Annotated in this window: 17 protein-coding genes; 5 read left to right on the top strand and 12 right to left on the bottom strand. The window is 40.1% G+C overall.

The annotated features are described in order from the left end of the window. Nucleotides 1-17: 17 nt before the first annotated feature. The 3 genes from H4075_RS00460 to lysS form a co-directional block, all read right to left on the bottom strand. Entirely contained in the window at nucleotides 18-2144 is a 2127-nt protein-coding gene (locus tag H4075_RS00460) for a S9 family peptidase (RefSeq protein WP_182803120.1), read from the bottom strand. A gap of 121 nt (nucleotides 2145-2265) precedes the next feature. Next, on the bottom strand, nucleotides 2266-2850 hold the full coding sequence (locus H4075_RS00455) for an outer membrane beta-barrel protein (RefSeq protein WP_182803119.1): 585 nt from the start codon (nucleotides 2848-2850) through the stop codon (nucleotides 2266-2268). 150 nt (nucleotides 2851-3000) lie between these two features. Beyond that, nucleotides 3001-4521, bottom strand: coding sequence for a lysine--tRNA ligase (lysS, locus tag H4075_RS00450; protein ID WP_182803117.1), 1521 nt, complete (start codon nucleotides 4519-4521; stop codon nucleotides 3001-3003). 159 nt (nucleotides 4522-4680) lie between these two features. Here lysS and H4075_RS00445 point away from each other — a divergent pair, with 159 nt between their 5' ends. After that, entirely contained in the window at nucleotides 4681-5388 is a 708-nt protein-coding gene (locus H4075_RS00445) for a DUF4197 domain-containing protein (RefSeq protein WP_182803115.1), read from the top strand. A gap of 139 nt (nucleotides 5389-5527) precedes the next feature. Here H4075_RS00445 and H4075_RS00440 read toward each other — a convergent pair whose 3' ends face one another. The 6 genes from H4075_RS00440 to H4075_RS00415 form a co-directional block, all read right to left on the bottom strand. After that, complete coding sequence (locus H4075_RS00440; protein ID WP_182803113.1) at nucleotides 5528-6313, bottom strand: sterol desaturase family protein; 786 nt, start codon at nucleotides 6311-6313, stop codon at nucleotides 5528-5530. Nucleotides 6314-6378: 65 nt separating this feature from the next. Next, nucleotides 6379-6891, bottom strand: coding sequence for a hypothetical protein (locus tag H4075_RS00435; protein WP_182803111.1), 513 nt, complete (start codon nucleotides 6889-6891; stop codon nucleotides 6379-6381). Next, nucleotides 6888-7322: a hypothetical protein gene (locus tag H4075_RS00430; protein ID WP_182803109.1), complete on the bottom strand. Its 435-nt coding sequence runs from the start codon at nucleotides 7320-7322 to the stop codon at nucleotides 6888-6890. Before H4075_RS00430 ends, H4075_RS00435 begins: the two co-directional genes overlap by 4 nt. Nucleotides 7323-7559: 237 nt before the next feature. Continuing rightward, nucleotides 7560-8009 carry a hypothetical protein gene (locus H4075_RS00425; protein ID WP_182803107.1) on the bottom strand — a complete coding sequence of 150 codons (450 nt, stop codon included), beginning with the start codon at nucleotides 8007-8009 and terminating at the stop codon, nucleotides 7560-7562. Between the two features lie 39 nt (nucleotides 8010-8048). After that, nucleotides 8049-8921: a hypothetical protein gene (locus H4075_RS00420; RefSeq protein WP_182803105.1), complete on the bottom strand. Its 873-nt coding sequence runs from the start codon at nucleotides 8919-8921 to the stop codon at nucleotides 8049-8051. A 53-nt stretch (nucleotides 8922-8974) separates the two neighbouring features. Beyond that, the gene (locus tag H4075_RS00415) at nucleotides 8975-9463 is read right to left on the bottom strand and encodes a hypothetical protein (protein WP_182803103.1); all 489 of its coding nucleotides are present in this window, start codon (nucleotides 9461-9463) and stop codon (nucleotides 8975-8977) included. Between the two features lie 286 nt (nucleotides 9464-9749). Between H4075_RS00415 and H4075_RS00410 the strand changes: the two genes are divergently transcribed. Further along, the gene (locus H4075_RS00410; RefSeq protein WP_182803101.1) at nucleotides 9750-10934 is read left to right on the top strand and encodes a sensor histidine kinase; all 1185 of its coding nucleotides are present in this window, start codon (nucleotides 9750-9752) and stop codon (nucleotides 10932-10934) included. 109 nt (nucleotides 10935-11043) lie between these two features. After that, entirely contained in the window at nucleotides 11044-11790 is a 747-nt protein-coding gene (locus tag H4075_RS00405; RefSeq protein WP_182803099.1) for a LytR/AlgR family response regulator transcription factor, read from the top strand. Here the strand turns inward: H4075_RS00405 and H4075_RS00400 are convergent, their stop codons facing one another. From H4075_RS00400 to H4075_RS00390, 3 genes are read right to left on the bottom strand one after another with little or no spacing between them, the layout of a single operon-like run. Next, on the bottom strand, nucleotides 11791-12675 hold the full coding sequence (locus H4075_RS00400) for a flavin reductase family protein (RefSeq protein ID WP_182803097.1): 885 nt from the start codon (nucleotides 12673-12675) through the stop codon (nucleotides 11791-11793). Then, nucleotides 12672-13139 carry a hypothetical protein gene (locus tag H4075_RS00395; RefSeq protein ID WP_182803095.1) on the bottom strand — a complete coding sequence of 156 codons (468 nt, stop codon included), beginning with the start codon at nucleotides 13137-13139 and terminating at the stop codon, nucleotides 12672-12674. Before H4075_RS00395 ends, H4075_RS00400 begins: the two co-directional genes overlap by 4 nt. Nucleotides 13140-13164: 25 nt before the next feature. Then, nucleotides 13165-14172 carry a fumarylacetoacetate hydrolase family protein gene (locus H4075_RS00390; protein WP_182803093.1) on the bottom strand — a complete coding sequence of 336 codons (1008 nt, stop codon included), beginning with the start codon at nucleotides 14170-14172 and terminating at the stop codon, nucleotides 13165-13167. 81 nt (nucleotides 14173-14253) lie between these two features. Between H4075_RS00390 and H4075_RS00385 the strand changes: the two genes are divergently transcribed. Beyond that, the gene (locus tag H4075_RS00385) at nucleotides 14254-16134 is read left to right on the top strand and encodes a glycoside hydrolase family 9 protein (protein WP_220494827.1); all 1881 of its coding nucleotides are present in this window, start codon (nucleotides 14254-14256) and stop codon (nucleotides 16132-16134) included. Nucleotides 16135-16202: 68 nt separating this feature from the next. Further along, entirely contained in the window at nucleotides 16203-16850 is a 648-nt protein-coding gene (locus H4075_RS21575; RefSeq protein ID WP_220494825.1) for a polysaccharide deacetylase family protein, read from the top strand. Nucleotides 16851-16858: the final 8 nt, after the last annotated feature.

Here is a 16858-nt window from a genome sequence, read left to right as displayed (position 1 = left end):
TTATCAAATCATTCATCTTATTTCATCACATCCTTCGGCACTTCTCTCTCCAGCAAATTCTTATAAATGAACAATGCTATTTCGTTTTGCGAATGCAACTGTTGGTTACCCGGCCATCCGTGACGACCTCCGGGATACAACATGAATTCAAAATGCTTCTTCTTCTCCTGTAATTTTTTGATCAGTTGCATACTGTTCTGCATGTGCACATTATCATCCATAGTACCGTGGTAGATACGCAGCAAGCCTTTGTATTTATCAATGTGTGTGTAAACAGAAGATGATTTATATCCTTCAGGATTTTCTTTCGGTGTATCCATAAATCGTTCGGTGTAATGACTGTCGTACAAACTCCAGTCGGTAACACTGCCGCCGGCCAAACCATGTGTGAAATAATCAGCTCCATAGGTTAATGCATACGCACTCATATAACCACCATAGCTGAAACCGCTGATGGCCACTTTATTTTTATCAACACCTGCATTTTCGATCAACCATTTTACAATCGTGATCCAGTCTGTCATTTCCCAATAGCCAAGGTTGCGGTGCATGTAGTTAATGCCTTCTTTACCAAAGTGGCCACTTGCACGATGATCCATCGCTACCTGTATCATTCCTTCTTTTGCCCACCATTGTTGCTGCATGTTCAAAGCCCAGCCATCAGAAACAGTTCCGGCATTTGGTCCACCATAAATACTGATCATCACCGGATACTTTTTATTCTTATCATAATTCGTTGGCCAGACAATACGCAATGGCAGATCGTATTTACCATCTTCACTTTTTACACGGAGCAATTCTGTTTTTGCCAAGGCAGTTGTAGCAAACGCTTCACCCGCAGCATTCCCCAATTCACGAATCACTTTTCCTTTGTTGTTTACTACTGCCATTACATCAGGCGTAGAAACATTTGAATAGCTGGTGATGAAATGAAGACCGTTAGGTGATACACGAATATTACGATGTGTGAATTCGCCAAAAGTCAAACGCATTAAACCGGTACCATCGAATTTCACTTTGTACAGATCGAAACGGGCACTGTTGTCTTTGCGGCAAGTGAAGTATACCAGTTTGTTTTTTTCATCAACCAGATTTACTGCAGTAACAGTATATGAACCACTGGTGATCGCATTGATGCGTCTACCCGTCATGTCGTGGAGATATAAATGATTCCATCCTGTTGCATCACTTTGCAGAATGAATTGCTTACCGTTTTGCAGGAATGTAATACGATTCTGATCATCCAGATCAACCCATGTTTTTTGTGTTTCATCATACACCACCTTCTTGCTGCCATCAACCAGATTCATTTCATAAACTTTCAGGTTATCCTGTGTACGTGGCATCCATTGGATCCATAACGCACTACCATCTGGTTTCCACAAAGGCATACCAAAGTATTGATCATCTTTCTGATTAAAATCAGCCCACACCGTTGCACCACCATCAGGACCAACTACACCCACTTTTACTTCAGGATTTTTATCTCCTGCTTTTGGATAGCGTGTGCGTTCAATAAAACCATGCTGTCCTTCTTCGCTGTAAATCGGGAACATCGGCACTTCGCTTTCATCCATACGCATGTAAGCGATCTTCTTACTATCAGGACTCCACCAAAAAGATTTGTAACGGCTTGCACGTCCAAGTATTTCTTCGAAATAAACCCAGCTTGCATAACCATTTAAAATAACATCAGTACCATCGTTGGTAAGCTGTGTTTCTTTTTTTGTATTGAGGTTGATTGTAAAGAGATTGTTGTTGCGTGTAAATGCCACGTATTGTTTATCGGGCGAAAGAACAGGATTCTTTTCTTCGTCTTTATTATTGGTCAAACGGGTTTCTTCATTCGCCATTTTCAGATACAGATCATTGCCTTTATTAATGATCTCCGGAACCACCACCATGATATGCATGTCGGGTGCTTTGTACTCCGTTTCTTTTCCTGTTTTAATATCGTGTACATACTGCTTTCCTTCGCTGCGGATGATAAAACTATTGTCGCCTGCCCATTCAACAAATTGCGGCAATGGTTTGGTTACTTTCTGTGCTGCTCCTTTGAGCATCTGATCGGTGGTTAATGCTGTTTGCGCCGATGCTGTTGTAACAATAACGATCCACAACAGAAACAATCCTGTTTTTCTCATGCTTGAATTTTTTTAAGGGGATGAAGATAATTTTTTTGTTGTGAGTTTAACGCTCATTTGGATGAGTGGAATAAAAAAGCCGCAGTTGTTTTCAAACTGCGGCATAAACATGCATGACCGATTACTTTTTCTTTCCGAGATTAACTTGTACGCCAAAGTTGAGATTGAGCGTTCCAGTTGAATATTTGATTTGTCTTTCCAAGTCTCTATTATAAGTAAGTTGCGAGAACAGACCAATTTTCGGAGTTACAAACCAGGCAACACCTGCTCCACCACCAGCATTCCAGTTAGCTGAAGTGTAACCTTGCGTATTTCCATTAACAAATTTTGTTTTTTCAGATATCCAAGTATGTGAAGCCTCTAAGATAACGTAAGGTCTAACAGACCTTTTGCCAATGTAGTACTTTGAATATGATTGTATTCCAAATTTGTTCGCTGTGCCCTTTATAATATAACCGGACATCCGACTTCTCGTGATCCCAAATAAAACACCTGCTCCAACTTCCCAATTGTCTTTTACAAAAAATCCAACATTAGGATTGAGCTCTATAGAGAAACTCTTAATTAAACCGTTTGATATATTGCTGTGCTGCCCGCCACTATTGCTTCCAAATTGTCCATTGATATTAAGCGCTCCTTTTTGCGTTTGTGCTGATGACGCAATACTTAATGAAAGAAGCAGTGTTGTTAAGTAAAATGTTTTCATGATTTTTAATTTTCAGCAAAGAAAACAGCAGACACTGTTATAAAAAACCAAACTCATGAATTATGATTTCTTTTAACATATTTAATGAAGAATAAAAAAACCGCAGCTGTTTCCAGCTGCGGTTACTTATTTACATTTCTACTTATCAACTTACTCCACCGTCTTCTCCGGTCGCATCATCGGGAACAACAACACATCCTGGATAGAAGGTTGGTTCGTCATTAACATACACAAACGATCGATACCAATACCAATACCACTTGTTGGCGGCATGCCGTATTCCAGCGCACGCAAGAAATCATAATCGATAAACATCGCTTCATCATCGCCACGTTCTTTCAGTTTCACCTGGTCTTCGAAACGGTCACGCTGATCAATTGGATCGTTCAACTCACTGTAGGCGTTTGCAACTTCTTTGCCGTTGATCATTAACTCAAAGCGTTCCACCAACCCTTCTTTACTGCGGTGCTTTTTCGTAAGCGGACTCATTTCAACTGGGTAATCAATGATGAATGTTGGCTGAATACATTTGGCTTCACTGGTTTCGCTGAAGAGTTCATCGATCAACTTGCCTTTACCCATTGTACCATCAACACGAATATTGAGTTGTTTACATACATCACGCAAACCATCTTCTTCTAAAGCGCTTACATCAATGCCTGTGTTTTCTTTAATGGCATCGAATATAGAAATGCGTTTGAAGGGTGCTTTAAAGCTGATGGTTTTATCACCTACAGTTACATCGGTTGTTCCATGCAATGCAATCGCAATTTTCTCCAGCAGGTTTTCTGTAACGTTCATCATCCAGAAATAATCTTTGTAAGCTGTGTACCATTCAAGAATAGTAAACTCAGGATTATGCGTACGGTCCATCCCTTCGTTTCGGAAGTTGCGGCTGAACTCATACACCCAATCGAACCCACCAACGATCAGACGTTTTAAATAAAGTTCATTGGCAATACGCATGTACATGGGCACATCCAATGCATTGTGATGTGTACTGAACGGACGGGCCGTTGCACCACCAGGAATGGTTTGCAATACCGGGGTATCAACTTCCAATGCTCCATACTCATTCAAATATTCACGAATAGTATTGATCATGATGGTACGTTTTACAAACACATCCTTCACCTGCGGATTAATGATGAGATCAGCATAGCGCTGACGGTATTTGAATTCCGGATCAGTTACTGCATCAAAGGTTTGTCCTTCTGCCTCTTTAACAACCGGTAGTGGCTTCAGCGATTTTGTAAGCACGGTTAATTCTTTCACGTGCAAACTTGTTTCACCGGTTTTGGTAGTGAACACAAATCCTTTTACGCCGATGATATCACCTATGTCCAAAAGCTTTTTAAACACCACATCATACAGTGCCTTGTCTTCGCCGGGGCAAATATCATCACGACGAACATAGATCTGTAAGCGACCATGACTATCCTGCAATACAGCAAAACATGCCTTGCCCATATCACGCACACTCATGATGCGGCCTGCGATGCATACATCTTTGTATTCTTCTTTTGTTTCTTCATTAAACCCGGCTTTTACAGCAGTTGAATAATGAGTAACAGGGTATAATGGTGCGGGGTATGCATCAATGCCCAGTTTAGTTAACTCAGCCAGTTTTTCTCTACGGATAATTTCCTGTTCGCTCAAATGTGTACTCATAACGATTGGTTGATGTAAAGCCCTTCTGTTTGTTGGCTTCTTTTTAACAGCCCGCAAAATTACCGTAAGTAGGTCATACCAGCAAAGCAAGTATCTTCGGCACAGAATATGCAACGTTTTGCATTGAAAAACCGTTTATTAATGAAAACAAACCAACAGATGAAAAAAACTATCCTCTCTCTTACCCTTGCAGTATTTCTTTTAAGTTCTTGCGAAGTACTAAGCCAGTTACCCGGCGCTTCGATGGGAACGCAGGTGACCGAAGGTGAAGCAGGTCAAGGTATTAAAGATGCATTGGGACAAGGACTTGGCCGTGCAGTAGTGAATCTTAACCAGACAAATGCCTTTTTTGGCAGCGATTTCTACAAAATATTATTACCACCTGAAGTGCAGAAAGTAGAGCGTACGCTCAGGAACATTGGTTTGGGCAGCACAGTTGACAAAGCCATTCTGCAGATCAATCGTGGTGCCGAAGATGCGGTTGGTTTTGCCAAGCCGATTTTTATTGACGCCATTAAACAAATGAGCATCAGCGATGCCATCAATATTATTCGTGGGCCAAAAGATGGTGCAACGAATTATTTCCGTGAAAAGACAAGTGCTGCATTGATCGCTGCGTTTTCACCTTCTGTAAAAGCATCATTGGATAAAGTAGAAGCAACAAAATATTATGGTGATTTGGTGAATGGTTATAACCGTTTGCCCACAACACGTAACAAGATCAATCCCGATCTTACTGCTTATGTAGTTGGTAAAACGGTGGATGCCTTGTTCGACCAGATCGCTAAAGAAGAACTTGAGATCCGTGAAAATCCATTGAAGCGCACAACAGAAATTATGAAGAAAGTGTTTGGTGCGAAATGGTAAGCTAAGAGTATTAAGAAGTGAAAAGAGATAAAAGAGGGCTGCACAATGTGCAGCCCTCTTTTTATTATGCATTTTTCAATTGCCAAAATCTAGCTTCAGAAAAACGGGCAATCCTAATTCCACATTACCAATTCCTCTTTTACTTCTTCCCCTCATTCAAACGCTTAGCTCTGCCTTTCACTTCATCAAACTTCGCATCATAATCATCACGCAGTGTTCCCATCAACCGATCCCAGAATAAAAAGTACAAACCATAATTACCGGTGAAGTATTGGTGATGCTGGTTATGTGTAACAGACGTGTTGATCCACCGACCGATCCATGTACGTTGAAAATTTTGGGGGAACAATTCCCAACCCAAATGACCATATACATTGTAAAACATCTGGAACAAAAAGAAAAAGAACAAATGTGCTTTTGTAACAGGAATGGTATAGATGAGTACAACCAAAATGCCTACTTCCAGCACTGCTTCCAAGGGGTGAAAAGAGAAAGCTGCCCAAGGTGATGGATTGGTGCTTTTGTGATGAATGAGATGAAGAATACGAAACAGTTTGGGATGGTGCATCAACCGATGGATCCAGTAGAAATAGGTATCGTGTATCAACAACATTAACGGGAAGGCCAGCCAGAAATACAATTGCCCGTGTTGGTTGATGTCTTTATAAAAAGTGGTGGTTTTTCTTATTGCTGCATCACCAAGAAAAAACCAGGGCACAAATGCAAACAGGAACATAGTGAAAAGCGAAAAGAAAATTTCACGTCGGTAATCCTTATTTGACGGAATTCGAAGTTGGATTTTTTTAAACAGTATTCGTTTCTTTAACAATACATACCACACAAAAAAAGCAAGCCCGGCAATAACAATATACCGTATTCCTATTACCAGGAAATAACTGATCCATGTGCCATCGGGATGAAGCATGGATTAAAGTTAAGACAGACTTTGACCGGATTCGATAAAATTGTTTAGCATGATCTTTAGATCCCTTACTTCTCAGACCGATTTCTTTTCTCATGCCATAATTTGAATTTGGCAAACCGGTTTTTATCGCCATTGATCACATATCGCTTTCGTTTAAGCATACGAAAGACACTGTAGCCAAAGAGTAAAGGTGAAAGCCAGATCAGAAAGTTTGCGTCGCCTAAGCCATTATTAAAAATCGGTATCACGCCTGTGATCATTAAATAAATAACCGTCATACCACCAAGACTTAATGCGAACCCGATCCAATTAAATTCTTTATATCGAATGGAAATAATATCGGAATATGGTATTGAAACCGGCTCGTACAAAAAACCTTTGCGCACTTCCTTATTCGATCCCGGTTGAATATGCATGGTACTATCTGTTACATATTGCAGCTGGCCATGTATTATTTTACCTCCTTTCGTAATAACTTTCACCATGTGAAATGTATCACGTTCGTTCAACAAGTTTACTGTTGCAAAACTTTCCATTACAGCAACCATAAAGACCATCAAGGTTAATGTCTTTTTCATAAGTGTATCGTTAATTTGATGGAAGGAATTGAAACCCTGCTGATACTGTTTCGTTGCATTTTCTTGATCACCTGTTCTGTTGTTGATACAGAAAGCGCTCTTTTTCTGTTTTTTGATGACACAACAAAAAGAGGTTCACCCGTGATAATCGCAGCAATTCCCGTTGTGAATGAACCGTCCTCTGTATTAAGATCGCTATCTGTTTTTCTATTGTTGCATTTAGCAGTAACAGGCATGGAATTTATACTGGCTTTTGTCATATCGATACTTGCAGGAAGCGTTGCTTCGCCATTTCCACCTTCCAGTTGCCGGCTAGTTTTAAGCTGATACTGTTTTGCTGAAAACAGGTGGATAGTATCTGTAAGTATGGAAGATGCTGTAACGTTGTTTGCAAGCATGGCCACCAGCAGAATTAAGATTAACTTTTTCATAAACAGAAGTTTGATAGTAGTTGATGATCGATACAGGTTTTATCCTGTTTCTTTTCTACCACTAAGCTATTTCTGGTCTGAAAAAGTTCCTAATTGATGTCTACCCTTCTAAAAACGAAAGTTTGCAATTTTTGCTGAAGGAACCAGCATTAAAGGAAAGCACTATTAATTTCTGCAATTAAGTACGCCGCACAGAGAAAATCGGGTTATCCGGCACTTAAACAGAAAGTCCATTCTTCAAAAGGTAATTGATAAAGAAAGCGATGGAACAAAGTTGTTACCAATCGATTGCACTTTCATTTGCGGAATCACCTGGTGGCCTGCCGTAAGTGAAAGACCTTTCCTTTTATTGTCCGATGCCTTTATATAAATGGGTATACTTATTACAGAAAGTATTCCTCCTGCAATTAAGAATACGGAGGCTGTTGTATATACCCCTTGGCTCGCCCCGCAGTTTTGAAAAAGGCAGCCGACGTCTTTTACCGTTGCAGCTGTCAGAATGATTCCTCCAAGTGATGCCGTTACTAATCCTGTTACCAAAAAAGTCCGGGCCGTTTTTTTCTGTCGTTTGCTCAGCTCCAGGTAATCTTGTTTTGTGAGCTTATTTAATGAGTCTGTTTGTATTTCCTGTGCGGTTGCAAATACTGAACTCAGCGCAACAACGGCTAGAAAGAGTATTTTTTTCATTTTGCTGTATTTTAAGTTGATGGTTTAGGTAAAGGAATTTTACTGCTGATACAAATAGGCGATATTGTAATTGCCCTTTTTAAACGAGCTTATTTTCCTGATCGTCCGGTCTCTTTTTTTTGCAAGATTCAGATAGTTTTCTCCTTTTGTGTAAATAGTACCGTTACGTCTTAGTGAAACAGTATTAACTCTGTAAAACTGTCCTGTTTTTCCGTTATAGCAATTCCAGTTGCCCAACTGTTCCCACACGGGTTGGTAAATCGGGTCTTTAAATTTCTTACGACCGGGGTTTCCGGCCATGGAATAACCGGAGTAAAACAAGCCCGGCCGGGTCATTACAAAACTTTCGCAACCAAATACTGTTGCATTGCTGAGGAGCCGGCCAAGATTGATCATGAGTGTATCGCCGTTCATACGTTGTTCAGGGAAATTTTCAATAGCAGGCAATGTATAAGTAGCACCTCCATAACAGGATCCTATGGCAACAACTGTGTTATCATCACAATAAGCAGCAAGCTCACGCAGGGATGCTGTATGGTTACTGTCTTTAATGGTTTCAGCATTGAATTCATCTTTCCCGATTTCAAACAACGCTTTTCTTCTGCTGAAATGACCATGACTGTCAAACCAAATATTTCCAATCATTGCATTTTTTTCACTTAACACTTTTTTGATCCGCCTTGTCATTTCCTCTGATGATCCTACAAACATGCAATAGAATTCCTTCTTGCGGAACAGGTATTGCCACCTTGCCTGCAATTGAGTGCTTTGAGAAGCAGGATCAATTTTCTTAGTGCGAACAGAAATATAAAAATTAAGTCGTTTCTTATCCGCTGTATGCTGCGTAAATGCAACAGTATGCAGTAATAAAAAGAAGCACAACATAACAAGTGTTATAAATCCCGGTTTCATATAAAGTAGTTTTAGTAATGTAAAGAGAGAATGATGCTTTGCCTACTTCTGTTTTATTTAAGGTATGGACCTATATTTTTTGCAAAATGTTGGAACAGATTTCTGTTTCCATTTATGAAGATGCGATCGTTAAATTTAGCTGCCATAACTCCGCCGGCTATTGTGCCGCCGGTTACCGCAATTGCCGTGCTGTATGAAATATTCTGATTGCCCTTTTTGCCACTATTCATTTTTAAAGCAAGCAACCCGCCGGCAGTACCTCCGGTTGTCATGCCACGTCTTATCCTTCCTTTGCGTTTCAGATGCATCTGCAAAATATTGCTGTAGCTAAATTGAACAGGTTTGTATGCCTTTTTCCGTTTTAATTCACGCCAGTTACCTGGGAACGAAAACAATGAGCTGTCGTTTACAGCTACAAGAATTCCTTTGAACCGGTTACCTTGTTTTGTTTCAACGATGACTTTATAAACAGGGTGGGGAGAATCCTGTGTATTGGCCTTACTGTAAATGAATATGAATAGAATTAAAGAAAAGAGTTTCATAACAGATGGTTTAAGTTAACAACAAGGTATTACCATAAACAAGGCATTACAACAGCCCGTTGATGGTTAGGCGGGTTCGGTTTATACTACTTTCGTGGTATATGGTATCTGGTTTCAGGGGAACTCTGCACACATGTTTTCTCAGCAGCTTGCCAACTACCAACTGAAATGCGCCAACTGCCAAATGCAATTGCCTTTCGGAAAAGGAATTTGTAAATTGTAGTGAAGAGACTCAATATTCCTTTCAACGGAATGATCGGCCTCCTTAAGTCTGAACCTGTACTTAATGAACATATTTGCCACCTTGACTTACTCCTTTATATCAAAACTCTTTCGTATGGGTGAAGTGAGCAAGGCTATTACAAATAACCGGCTTTACTGGAAATGCCAGTTACTGGGCTGGGGTGGTTTTACCATCATTGCATTTCTATTTAACAGCATCATTTATCGTGATACCTATGAGTTTATTCCGTTTGCCGTATCCATTTTCATTTTTGGTATTATTTTTTCCCACCTCATCAAACTCGTGATATTGCGGCTTGGTATCCTCAAAAAAACGTTTGCTGCACAGGTGCTTATTTTGCCTGCCATTGCGATCCTGTTTTCCTTTCTTGGAACATATTTATGGATGACAATCATGATTCGTCTTGGAATATGGCAAATTGATGCTGACAGTACCGGACGTAATTCCTCTTTTTTAAGAGCATACTTTTTTAACCTGTTTCCGGTAATGCTCACTTTTTCCGGATGGGTGCTCATTTATTTTTTATACCACTACGTAAACAGGGTAAGAACCGAAGAGCAACAGAAAATTGAATACAAAGTGCAGATGATTGAACTTGAAGCAAGGGCCTTGCGTGCACAAATGAATCCGCATTTTATTTTCAACTGTCTTAATTCCATCAAATCACTTATCCAGGACGGATACCAGGACAAGTCTGTTACCTACCTTACAACTTTTTCAAAACTCATCCGCACCTTATTTCAAAATGCAGATAAAAAAGAGATCAGCCTGTACGATGAAATAGAAACCTGCAGACTTTATCTTCAGTTAGAGGCTATGCGGTTTGACAGTAAGTTTTCTTACAGTATGAACGTTGACGAATCTGTTGATTTGAAATCAATACAAATACCGGCACTTATCATTCAACCATTTATTGAAAATGCTATCTGGCATGGTATTGTACCTAAGGGCAATGGAGGAACTGTTCGTGTAAACATTACACCCAACAAAGAAGTACTGGAGATCTGTATTGATGATGATGGAATAGGACGAGAAGCATCACTCGACAATAAAGCAAAAATGCATGTTACCCATAACAGCAAAGGTTTAAACCTTACACAGACGAGGCTCGAACTGGATAACTCATTGAGAGAAAGAAATGCGCAAATCACTTTCATTGATAAAAAAGATGAGAGGGGGTATGCTGCAGGAACAAGAGTAGTTATTTCACTTCCTGCTGAAGTGTAACAGAATACTTTATCAATGGGTGTTTTCATCAATCGGAAACAGCCATTGGTTAAAACATAGATCGATCAACCTATTTTTTTATAAATGTACCTTCAATCATATTTATTCTATGATTCGTGCAATAATTATTGATGATGAACAACATTGCATTCGTGCTTTGCTGAATGATCTGGAAAAGAATTGTCCTTCCGTTGAAGTGCTTGCTGCTTGCAGCTCTGCAAAAGAAGGAATGATGATGATCAAAAAAGAAAAACCTGATCTTATTTTTTTAGATATTGAAATGCCGTGGATGAATGGGTTTGAAATGCTAGAACTTATTGATCAGATCAGTTTTCACATCATATTTACAACCGCACATGATCAGTTTGCTGCAAAAGCATTTCGCATAAGTGCGGTTGATTACCTCTTAAAGCCTGTTGACTCCGGAGACTTAAAAGAAGCTGTACGAAAAGTGGAACTGAAAATGAACGAACAGTCGGGTAGTGCAAATATTGAGAACCTTCTACGTAATATCAAACAACCGTATAACGAACAGCGGATCGCCTTACCTAATAAAGACGGTTATGAGTTTGCAGAAGTAAGTCATATTATTTACTGTCATGCCGAAGGTGCTTACACGAAAGTTTATCTCGACAATAAAAAGTTTATCCTGGTTTCAAAAACGCTGGGAGATATTGAAGAGCTGTTACCCACAGATCTCTTTCAACGCATTCATCATTCAACAGTAGTGAATCTCAAATTCGTCAGCCACTTTATTCGCACAGATGGCGGTTATGTAAAACTGAATACCGGCGAACAGCTAACTGTATCTAAATCAAAAAAAGAAGCGCTGATGGATCGTTTGGGATTGAAATAATTAACTATCGGCCAACAGTATTTGCCAGGCTTCACTCACTTTTCCTGCATCCAGCAGTTCCTTTGCATACCTGTGCAACTCCTGGTCCATCTCATCAGGATTAATCGAAAAATATTGAATGATGTTTTTCAAACGTTCGTCTTCAAATGTTGCGTCTACCACCGGGTATTCATGCACATTGGCTAATTGACCGAGATTGTTGCCGGTTAAAATACTACTGTTGCGGATCGACTCCGGTAATGCATCAATACCTATGCCTAGTTGTGTATTTGGTTTGGCTACATGAAACAAACTGTTCTCGTCTACTTTGCAATACCAATCGCCGCCCAGCCGTGCAATATGATGCAGCTTGCGCTGGTCGATCATGGTACCTTCTGCATTAAGAATACGTTCATCTACATGCATCCGCAGCACTTCACAGATCACTAAGTTACCTGCACCTCCTTCGCTGCCCAATGGTTTTACTTCAACCACTTTGCATTCCATCTTCACTTTACTTTCTTTCACCATCGGTGGTTGCACAACCGTTGCTGCTTCTTGTGTAAACCCGGCTTTGATAAACTCATTTGTTCCTTTTGGAAATTCGCAGCTTGCCAAACTCACCTGCTGCACCATATCATAATCCACAATATTGATAACTACTTCCGGCACTTCCAATACATTTTCCAATGTATGCTTCGTGGTATTGTCTCTCACTCTTCGTGCAGGCGAAAACACAACAATCGGTGGATTAGAGGAAAAGAGATTGAAAAAACTAAATGGGCTCAGGTTGATGTTTCCTTCTTTATCGATGGTTGATGCAAAACAAACAGGTCGGGGAGCTACAGCGTGTTGCAACCACTGTTGTTTTTGCATGGGAGAAAGCTGTTGCAAATCAATTATCATGATTTATGTTTTGAAAGTCTTGAAAAATTAATTACAAAAAATGTGATGAAAATTGCCAACTCCAGCGACATAATAATTGACAGGTAAATCGCTCCTTCATCAAGATTACCTTTAGAAAAATTAGAATATCGTCTTGGGGCACCATCAAACGCTTCTCTAAAAAAACTTACGAATTGGTTCAAATAGAAAAGAGCAAATACCACTCCGCTGATGATGTATACCAGCTTATAGTTTTTGTCTTCTCTGATGTACTTTGAAATCGATTTTAAAAAAAGCACAATTAGTAATAATAGAACAACGGAGGCACCGCTTGCAAGAAAAGGATACAATCCATTTATAAACTTATCCTGTATAAAAGGGAAAAGCACCACAGGTAAGGATTCTTTTAAGAAAATAAATTGCAGTGCAGGCAAAACGATGCATACACAAAAGAAAAACCACCACCAATTAAGTCGTTCCTTCATTCTTTGCGCCTTAGAGCCTTAGCGGCTAAATCTTCTTCTTAGCCAATATCGAAAAATCATCCTCCTCTCTCACCATCGTATTACTCAATCTTCCTAATCCATCAATTTCCATTTCCACTACATCTCCTTCCTTTAACCATTGTTCTGGATAATTCGGATCGTTGAGTTTGCCCGTTCCGTTGAGTTCCAAGAAACAACCTGTACCAACAGTACCGCTGCCAATGACATCACCTGGATAAAGGTCAACACCGTAACTGGCACGTTCAATGATCTCTGCAAACGTCCAATCCATATCAGCCACATTACCTGCGCTAACCTGTTTGCCGTTCACCCAGCATTTCATATTCAAATTCCAGTTAAGACCAACATGATTTTCTTTTGCCGGTACGATATACTCCTGCAGTTCATCTAACGTTACCAACCATGGGCCAATCACCGTTGAAAAGTCCTTTCCCTTCGCCGGACCAAGATTCAGCAGCATTTCTTCCATCTGCAAACGACGTGCACTCATATCGTTCATGATCATCAAACCGCCAATATATTCATCCGCTTCTTCTGCACGGATGTTTCGTCCATGCTTGCATATCACAATCGCTACCTCCAATTCAAAGTCAAGTTTTTCAAAATGATCGGGCATGCAACGCACATCACCAGGACCTTGTATGCTATGATGATTCGTAAAATAAAAGATCGGGTACTGATCGAACTCGGCAATCATGTCCACCTTCCGGTTTCTTCTTGCAGCTTCCACATGCTGACGAAATGCATAACCATCCCTGCAACTCGGAGGCATCGGCACTGGTGCCAATAACTGCACCTGTTCAACAGGAATAACATTACCGGGCATCAGTCGACCTTCCTGTACCGCTTTTAAACTCGCCTGGGCAAGCTCGAGGTATTCATCCCAGTATTGCAAAAACATATTTATGCTTGTTGGCAGATCAGGATGCAATGTGTCCATATCATAGACATTCCCGTTGTGTAAAGCAGCTAGCTGTTCGTGTTCGTCTTTTAAGTAAGAGATCAATTTCATATAGCAATATTTTTAACGCATAAAATAGAGAGGCCAAAGGTAGAGAAATCACCAGCACAGAAAATTTGTTACCTTAATTCTATGAAGACCTTTGTTTCAATTGCCTTTATCGTCCTTGCATTTGTTGCATTTCAAAATAAACCTGAAACCGAAGCAGCATGGATACGCATTAACCAACTCGGTTATTTGCCCAATGGAACCAAGGTTGCTGTTTGGTGCAGCAAAGGAGAGAAAGGAATCAGTAATTGGGAATTGGTTGATGCAGGCAATCACAAAGTTGTATATACAGGAACTGCAGGAAAAAACTTTGGCGCTTACGGACCATTTCAACAAACACATCGTTTAAATTTTTCTGCATTTAAAAAAACAGGGGAGTATTATTTGAAAACAGGGAATACCAGATCTCCTGTATTTACAATTGGTGATGATGTTTATAAAGGAACTGCTGATTTCTGTTTACGTTATATGCGGCAACAACGCAGTGGTTTTAATCCTTTTTTGAAAGACAGCTGTCATACACAGGATGGTTATACCTTATATGGAGCAACTGCAGGTTTGCCGGACAGTACGTTTATTGATGTAAGTGGTGGCTGGCACGATGCAAGTGATTATCTGCAATACTCTACCACAAGCGCCAATGCAACCTATCATCTGCTGATGGCATATCGTGATTTCCCAAACGTGTTTACTGATGAAAAACTGGCCAATGGGTTAGATGGAAAAAACAATCTGCCTGATGTATTAGATGAAGCAAAATGGGGATTGGATTGGTTGTTGAAAATGCATCCTCGTGATGATTGGATGTTTAACCAGTTGGGGGATGACAGGGATCATATCAGCATGCGTATTCCCAAAATGGATAGCCAGTATGGAAGAGGATTTGAGCGACCTGTTTATTTTATTGATGGCGAAAGACAACAGCGTGGAAAGTTTTTGAACAACACCCAAGGCACCAGCTCAACTGCTGCGAAGTTTGCAAGTGTTTTTGCGTTGGCACATACGTTGTATTTAAAAGACAGTGTTTTTAGAAACGCCGATAAAAGAAAAGGTTATTACGACAAGGCGTTTGAAGCTTATACATTTGCAAAAAAGAAACCGGGTGTTACGCAAACTGCTTCTGTAAAAGCACCCTATATCTATGCCGAAGATAATTGGGTAGATGATATGGAGCTTGCCTGTTCAGCCATTCATGAAATGTTGATCAGCTCAACAAAGTCGAGCGACAATGGATATCACTTTGGGCTTGGAATCAATTATGCAAAGAAAGAGAAGATCACACCCTGGCTTGGCGCAGACACTGCCCATCATTATCAATGGTATCCTTTCGTTAACATCGGCCATTATGAACTCATTAAACAATTACAAACAAAAAAGAACGGACCTGTTAAAGGCTACTATAAAGAATACATTGATAATTTCTGGTTTAATACTGATACGCTTATTTCATTTTACAAAGAAGGCATTGATCGGGTTTGGAATAAAGCAAGTCAAAATGCATTTTATCGTGGCGTGCCATTTATCTGGTGCAGTAATAATCTCACGGTAAGTTTTGCCATGCAATGTTATTGGTACCGGCAGTTAACCAACGATCAGGAATTTGCAGAACTTGAGCAGGCAAATATCGATTGGCTCTTTGGTTGCAATCCATGGGGCACAAGTATGGTGTATGGTTTGCCAGGTTGGGGAGATACGCCGGTTGATCCACACAGTGCTTTTACACATCTCAAAAATTATCCGATCGATGGGGGTTTGATAGACGGACCGGTTTATACCAACATCTTTAACAATTTGATTGGTTTGAAATTATACCAGCCCGATGAATACGAAGCATTCCAAAGTGAGTTAGCAGTTTATCATGATGATTATGGTGATTACAGCAGCAACGAACCAACGATGGATGGAACTGCATCACTCATCTATCTATTGGCAGCGATGGAGGCGCAAGCGAAGCCAAAAAAGTAAACGCCTCCGCAGGAGGCTTCCGGTACGATCGTGGGGCTATTGTGCGTGGCGATACAACAAAGAAAGAGTTGGCACTTGTATTCACCGGCCATGAATTTGCAGATGGGGGAACGACTATCCTGCAAACATTGAAACAACAAAATGTAAAAGCGTCGTTTTTCTTTACAGGAGGTTTCTATCGCAACAAAAACTTTCAATCACTTATTCAGCAGTTGAAGAAAGAGGGGCATTACCTGGGCGCACATTCAGATAAACATTTACTGTACGCCGATTGGAACAAACGGGATAGTTTGCTTATTTCAAAACAGCAATTCAAAAAAGATCTTTTGCAGAATTATACGGAAATGAAACGGTTTGGTATCAACAAAACAAATGCAACATTCTTTTTGCCGCCCTATGAGTGGTACAACGATTCAATTGCTGCATGGACGAAAGAAATGGGGTTACAACTCATCAATTATTCGCCTGGTACAAGATCAGCTGCAGATTATACATGGCCCGAGTTGCCGAATTATCAAAACAGTGAAACCATCTATCAATCTATTTTTAATCACGAGCAATCAAAACCTGCAGGACTGAATGGATTTTTATTATTGCTGCACATAGGCACCGATCCACGACGAACCGATAAGTTTTATACTCGCTTATCATCACTCATCAATACACTCAAGCAAAAAGGGTATCAATTGAAAAGGGTAGATGAGTTGTTTAAATAATCTCTGCG

It is taken from the genome of Lacibacter sediminis (genome assembly GCF_014168535.1).
GTDB classification, from domain to species: Bacteria; Bacteroidota; Bacteroidia; order Chitinophagales; family Chitinophagaceae; genus Lacibacter; species Lacibacter sediminis.
The sequence above is the reverse complement of the archived record's forward strand: the minus strand, read 5'-3'. Positions and strand labels throughout refer to the sequence as shown.

What these genes read in the sequence shown, in the direction of transcription:
- H4075_RS00460 (WP_182803120.1), bottom strand. Translation starts at nt 2,144, where the DNA reads ATGAGAAAAACAGGATTGTTTCTGTTGTGGATCGTTATTGTTACAACA.
- H4075_RS00455 (WP_182803119.1), bottom strand. Translation starts at nt 2,850, where the DNA reads ATGAAAACATTTTACTTAACAACACTGCTTCTTTCATTAAGTATTGCG.
- lysS (WP_182803117.1), bottom strand. Translation starts at nt 4,521, where the DNA reads ATGAGTACACATTTGAGCGAACAGGAAATTATCCGTAGAGAAAAACTG.
- H4075_RS00445 (WP_182803115.1), top strand. Translation starts at nt 4,681, where the DNA reads ATGAAAAAAACTATCCTCTCTCTTACCCTTGCAGTATTTCTTTTAAGT.
- H4075_RS00440 (WP_182803113.1), bottom strand. Translation starts at nt 6,313, where the DNA reads ATGCTTCATCCCGATGGCACATGGATCAGTTATTTCCTGGTAATAGGA.
- H4075_RS00435 (WP_182803111.1), bottom strand. Translation starts at nt 6,891, where the DNA reads ATGAAAAAGACATTAACCTTGATGGTCTTTATGGTTGCTGTAATGGAA.
- H4075_RS00430 (WP_182803109.1), bottom strand. Translation starts at nt 7,322, where the DNA reads ATGAAAAAGTTAATCTTAATTCTGCTGGTGGCCATGCTTGCAAACAAC.
- H4075_RS00425 (WP_182803107.1), bottom strand. Translation starts at nt 8,009, where the DNA reads ATGAAAAAAATACTCTTTCTAGCCGTTGTTGCGCTGAGTTCAGTATTT.
- H4075_RS00420 (WP_182803105.1), bottom strand. Translation starts at nt 8,921, where the DNA reads ATGAAACCGGGATTTATAACACTTGTTATGTTGTGCTTCTTTTTATTA.
- H4075_RS00415 (WP_182803103.1), bottom strand. Translation starts at nt 9,463, where the DNA reads ATGAAACTCTTTTCTTTAATTCTATTCATATTCATTTACAGTAAGGCC.
- H4075_RS00410 (WP_182803101.1), top strand. Translation starts at nt 9,750, where the DNA reads ATGAACATATTTGCCACCTTGACTTACTCCTTTATATCAAAACTCTTT.
- H4075_RS00405 (WP_182803099.1), top strand. Translation starts at nt 11,044, where the DNA reads ATGATTCGTGCAATAATTATTGATGATGAACAACATTGCATTCGTGCT.
- H4075_RS00400 (WP_182803097.1), bottom strand. Translation starts at nt 12,675, where the DNA reads ATGATAATTGATTTGCAACAGCTTTCTCCCATGCAAAAACAACAGTGG.
- H4075_RS00395 (WP_182803095.1), bottom strand. Translation starts at nt 13,139, where the DNA reads ATGAAGGAACGACTTAATTGGTGGTGGTTTTTCTTTTGTGTATGCATC.
- H4075_RS00390 (WP_182803093.1), bottom strand. Translation starts at nt 14,172, where the DNA reads ATGAAATTGATCTCTTACTTAAAAGACGAACACGAACAGCTAGCTGCT.
- H4075_RS00385 (WP_220494827.1), top strand. Translation starts at nt 14,254, where the DNA reads ATGAAGACCTTTGTTTCAATTGCCTTTATCGTCCTTGCATTTGTTGCA.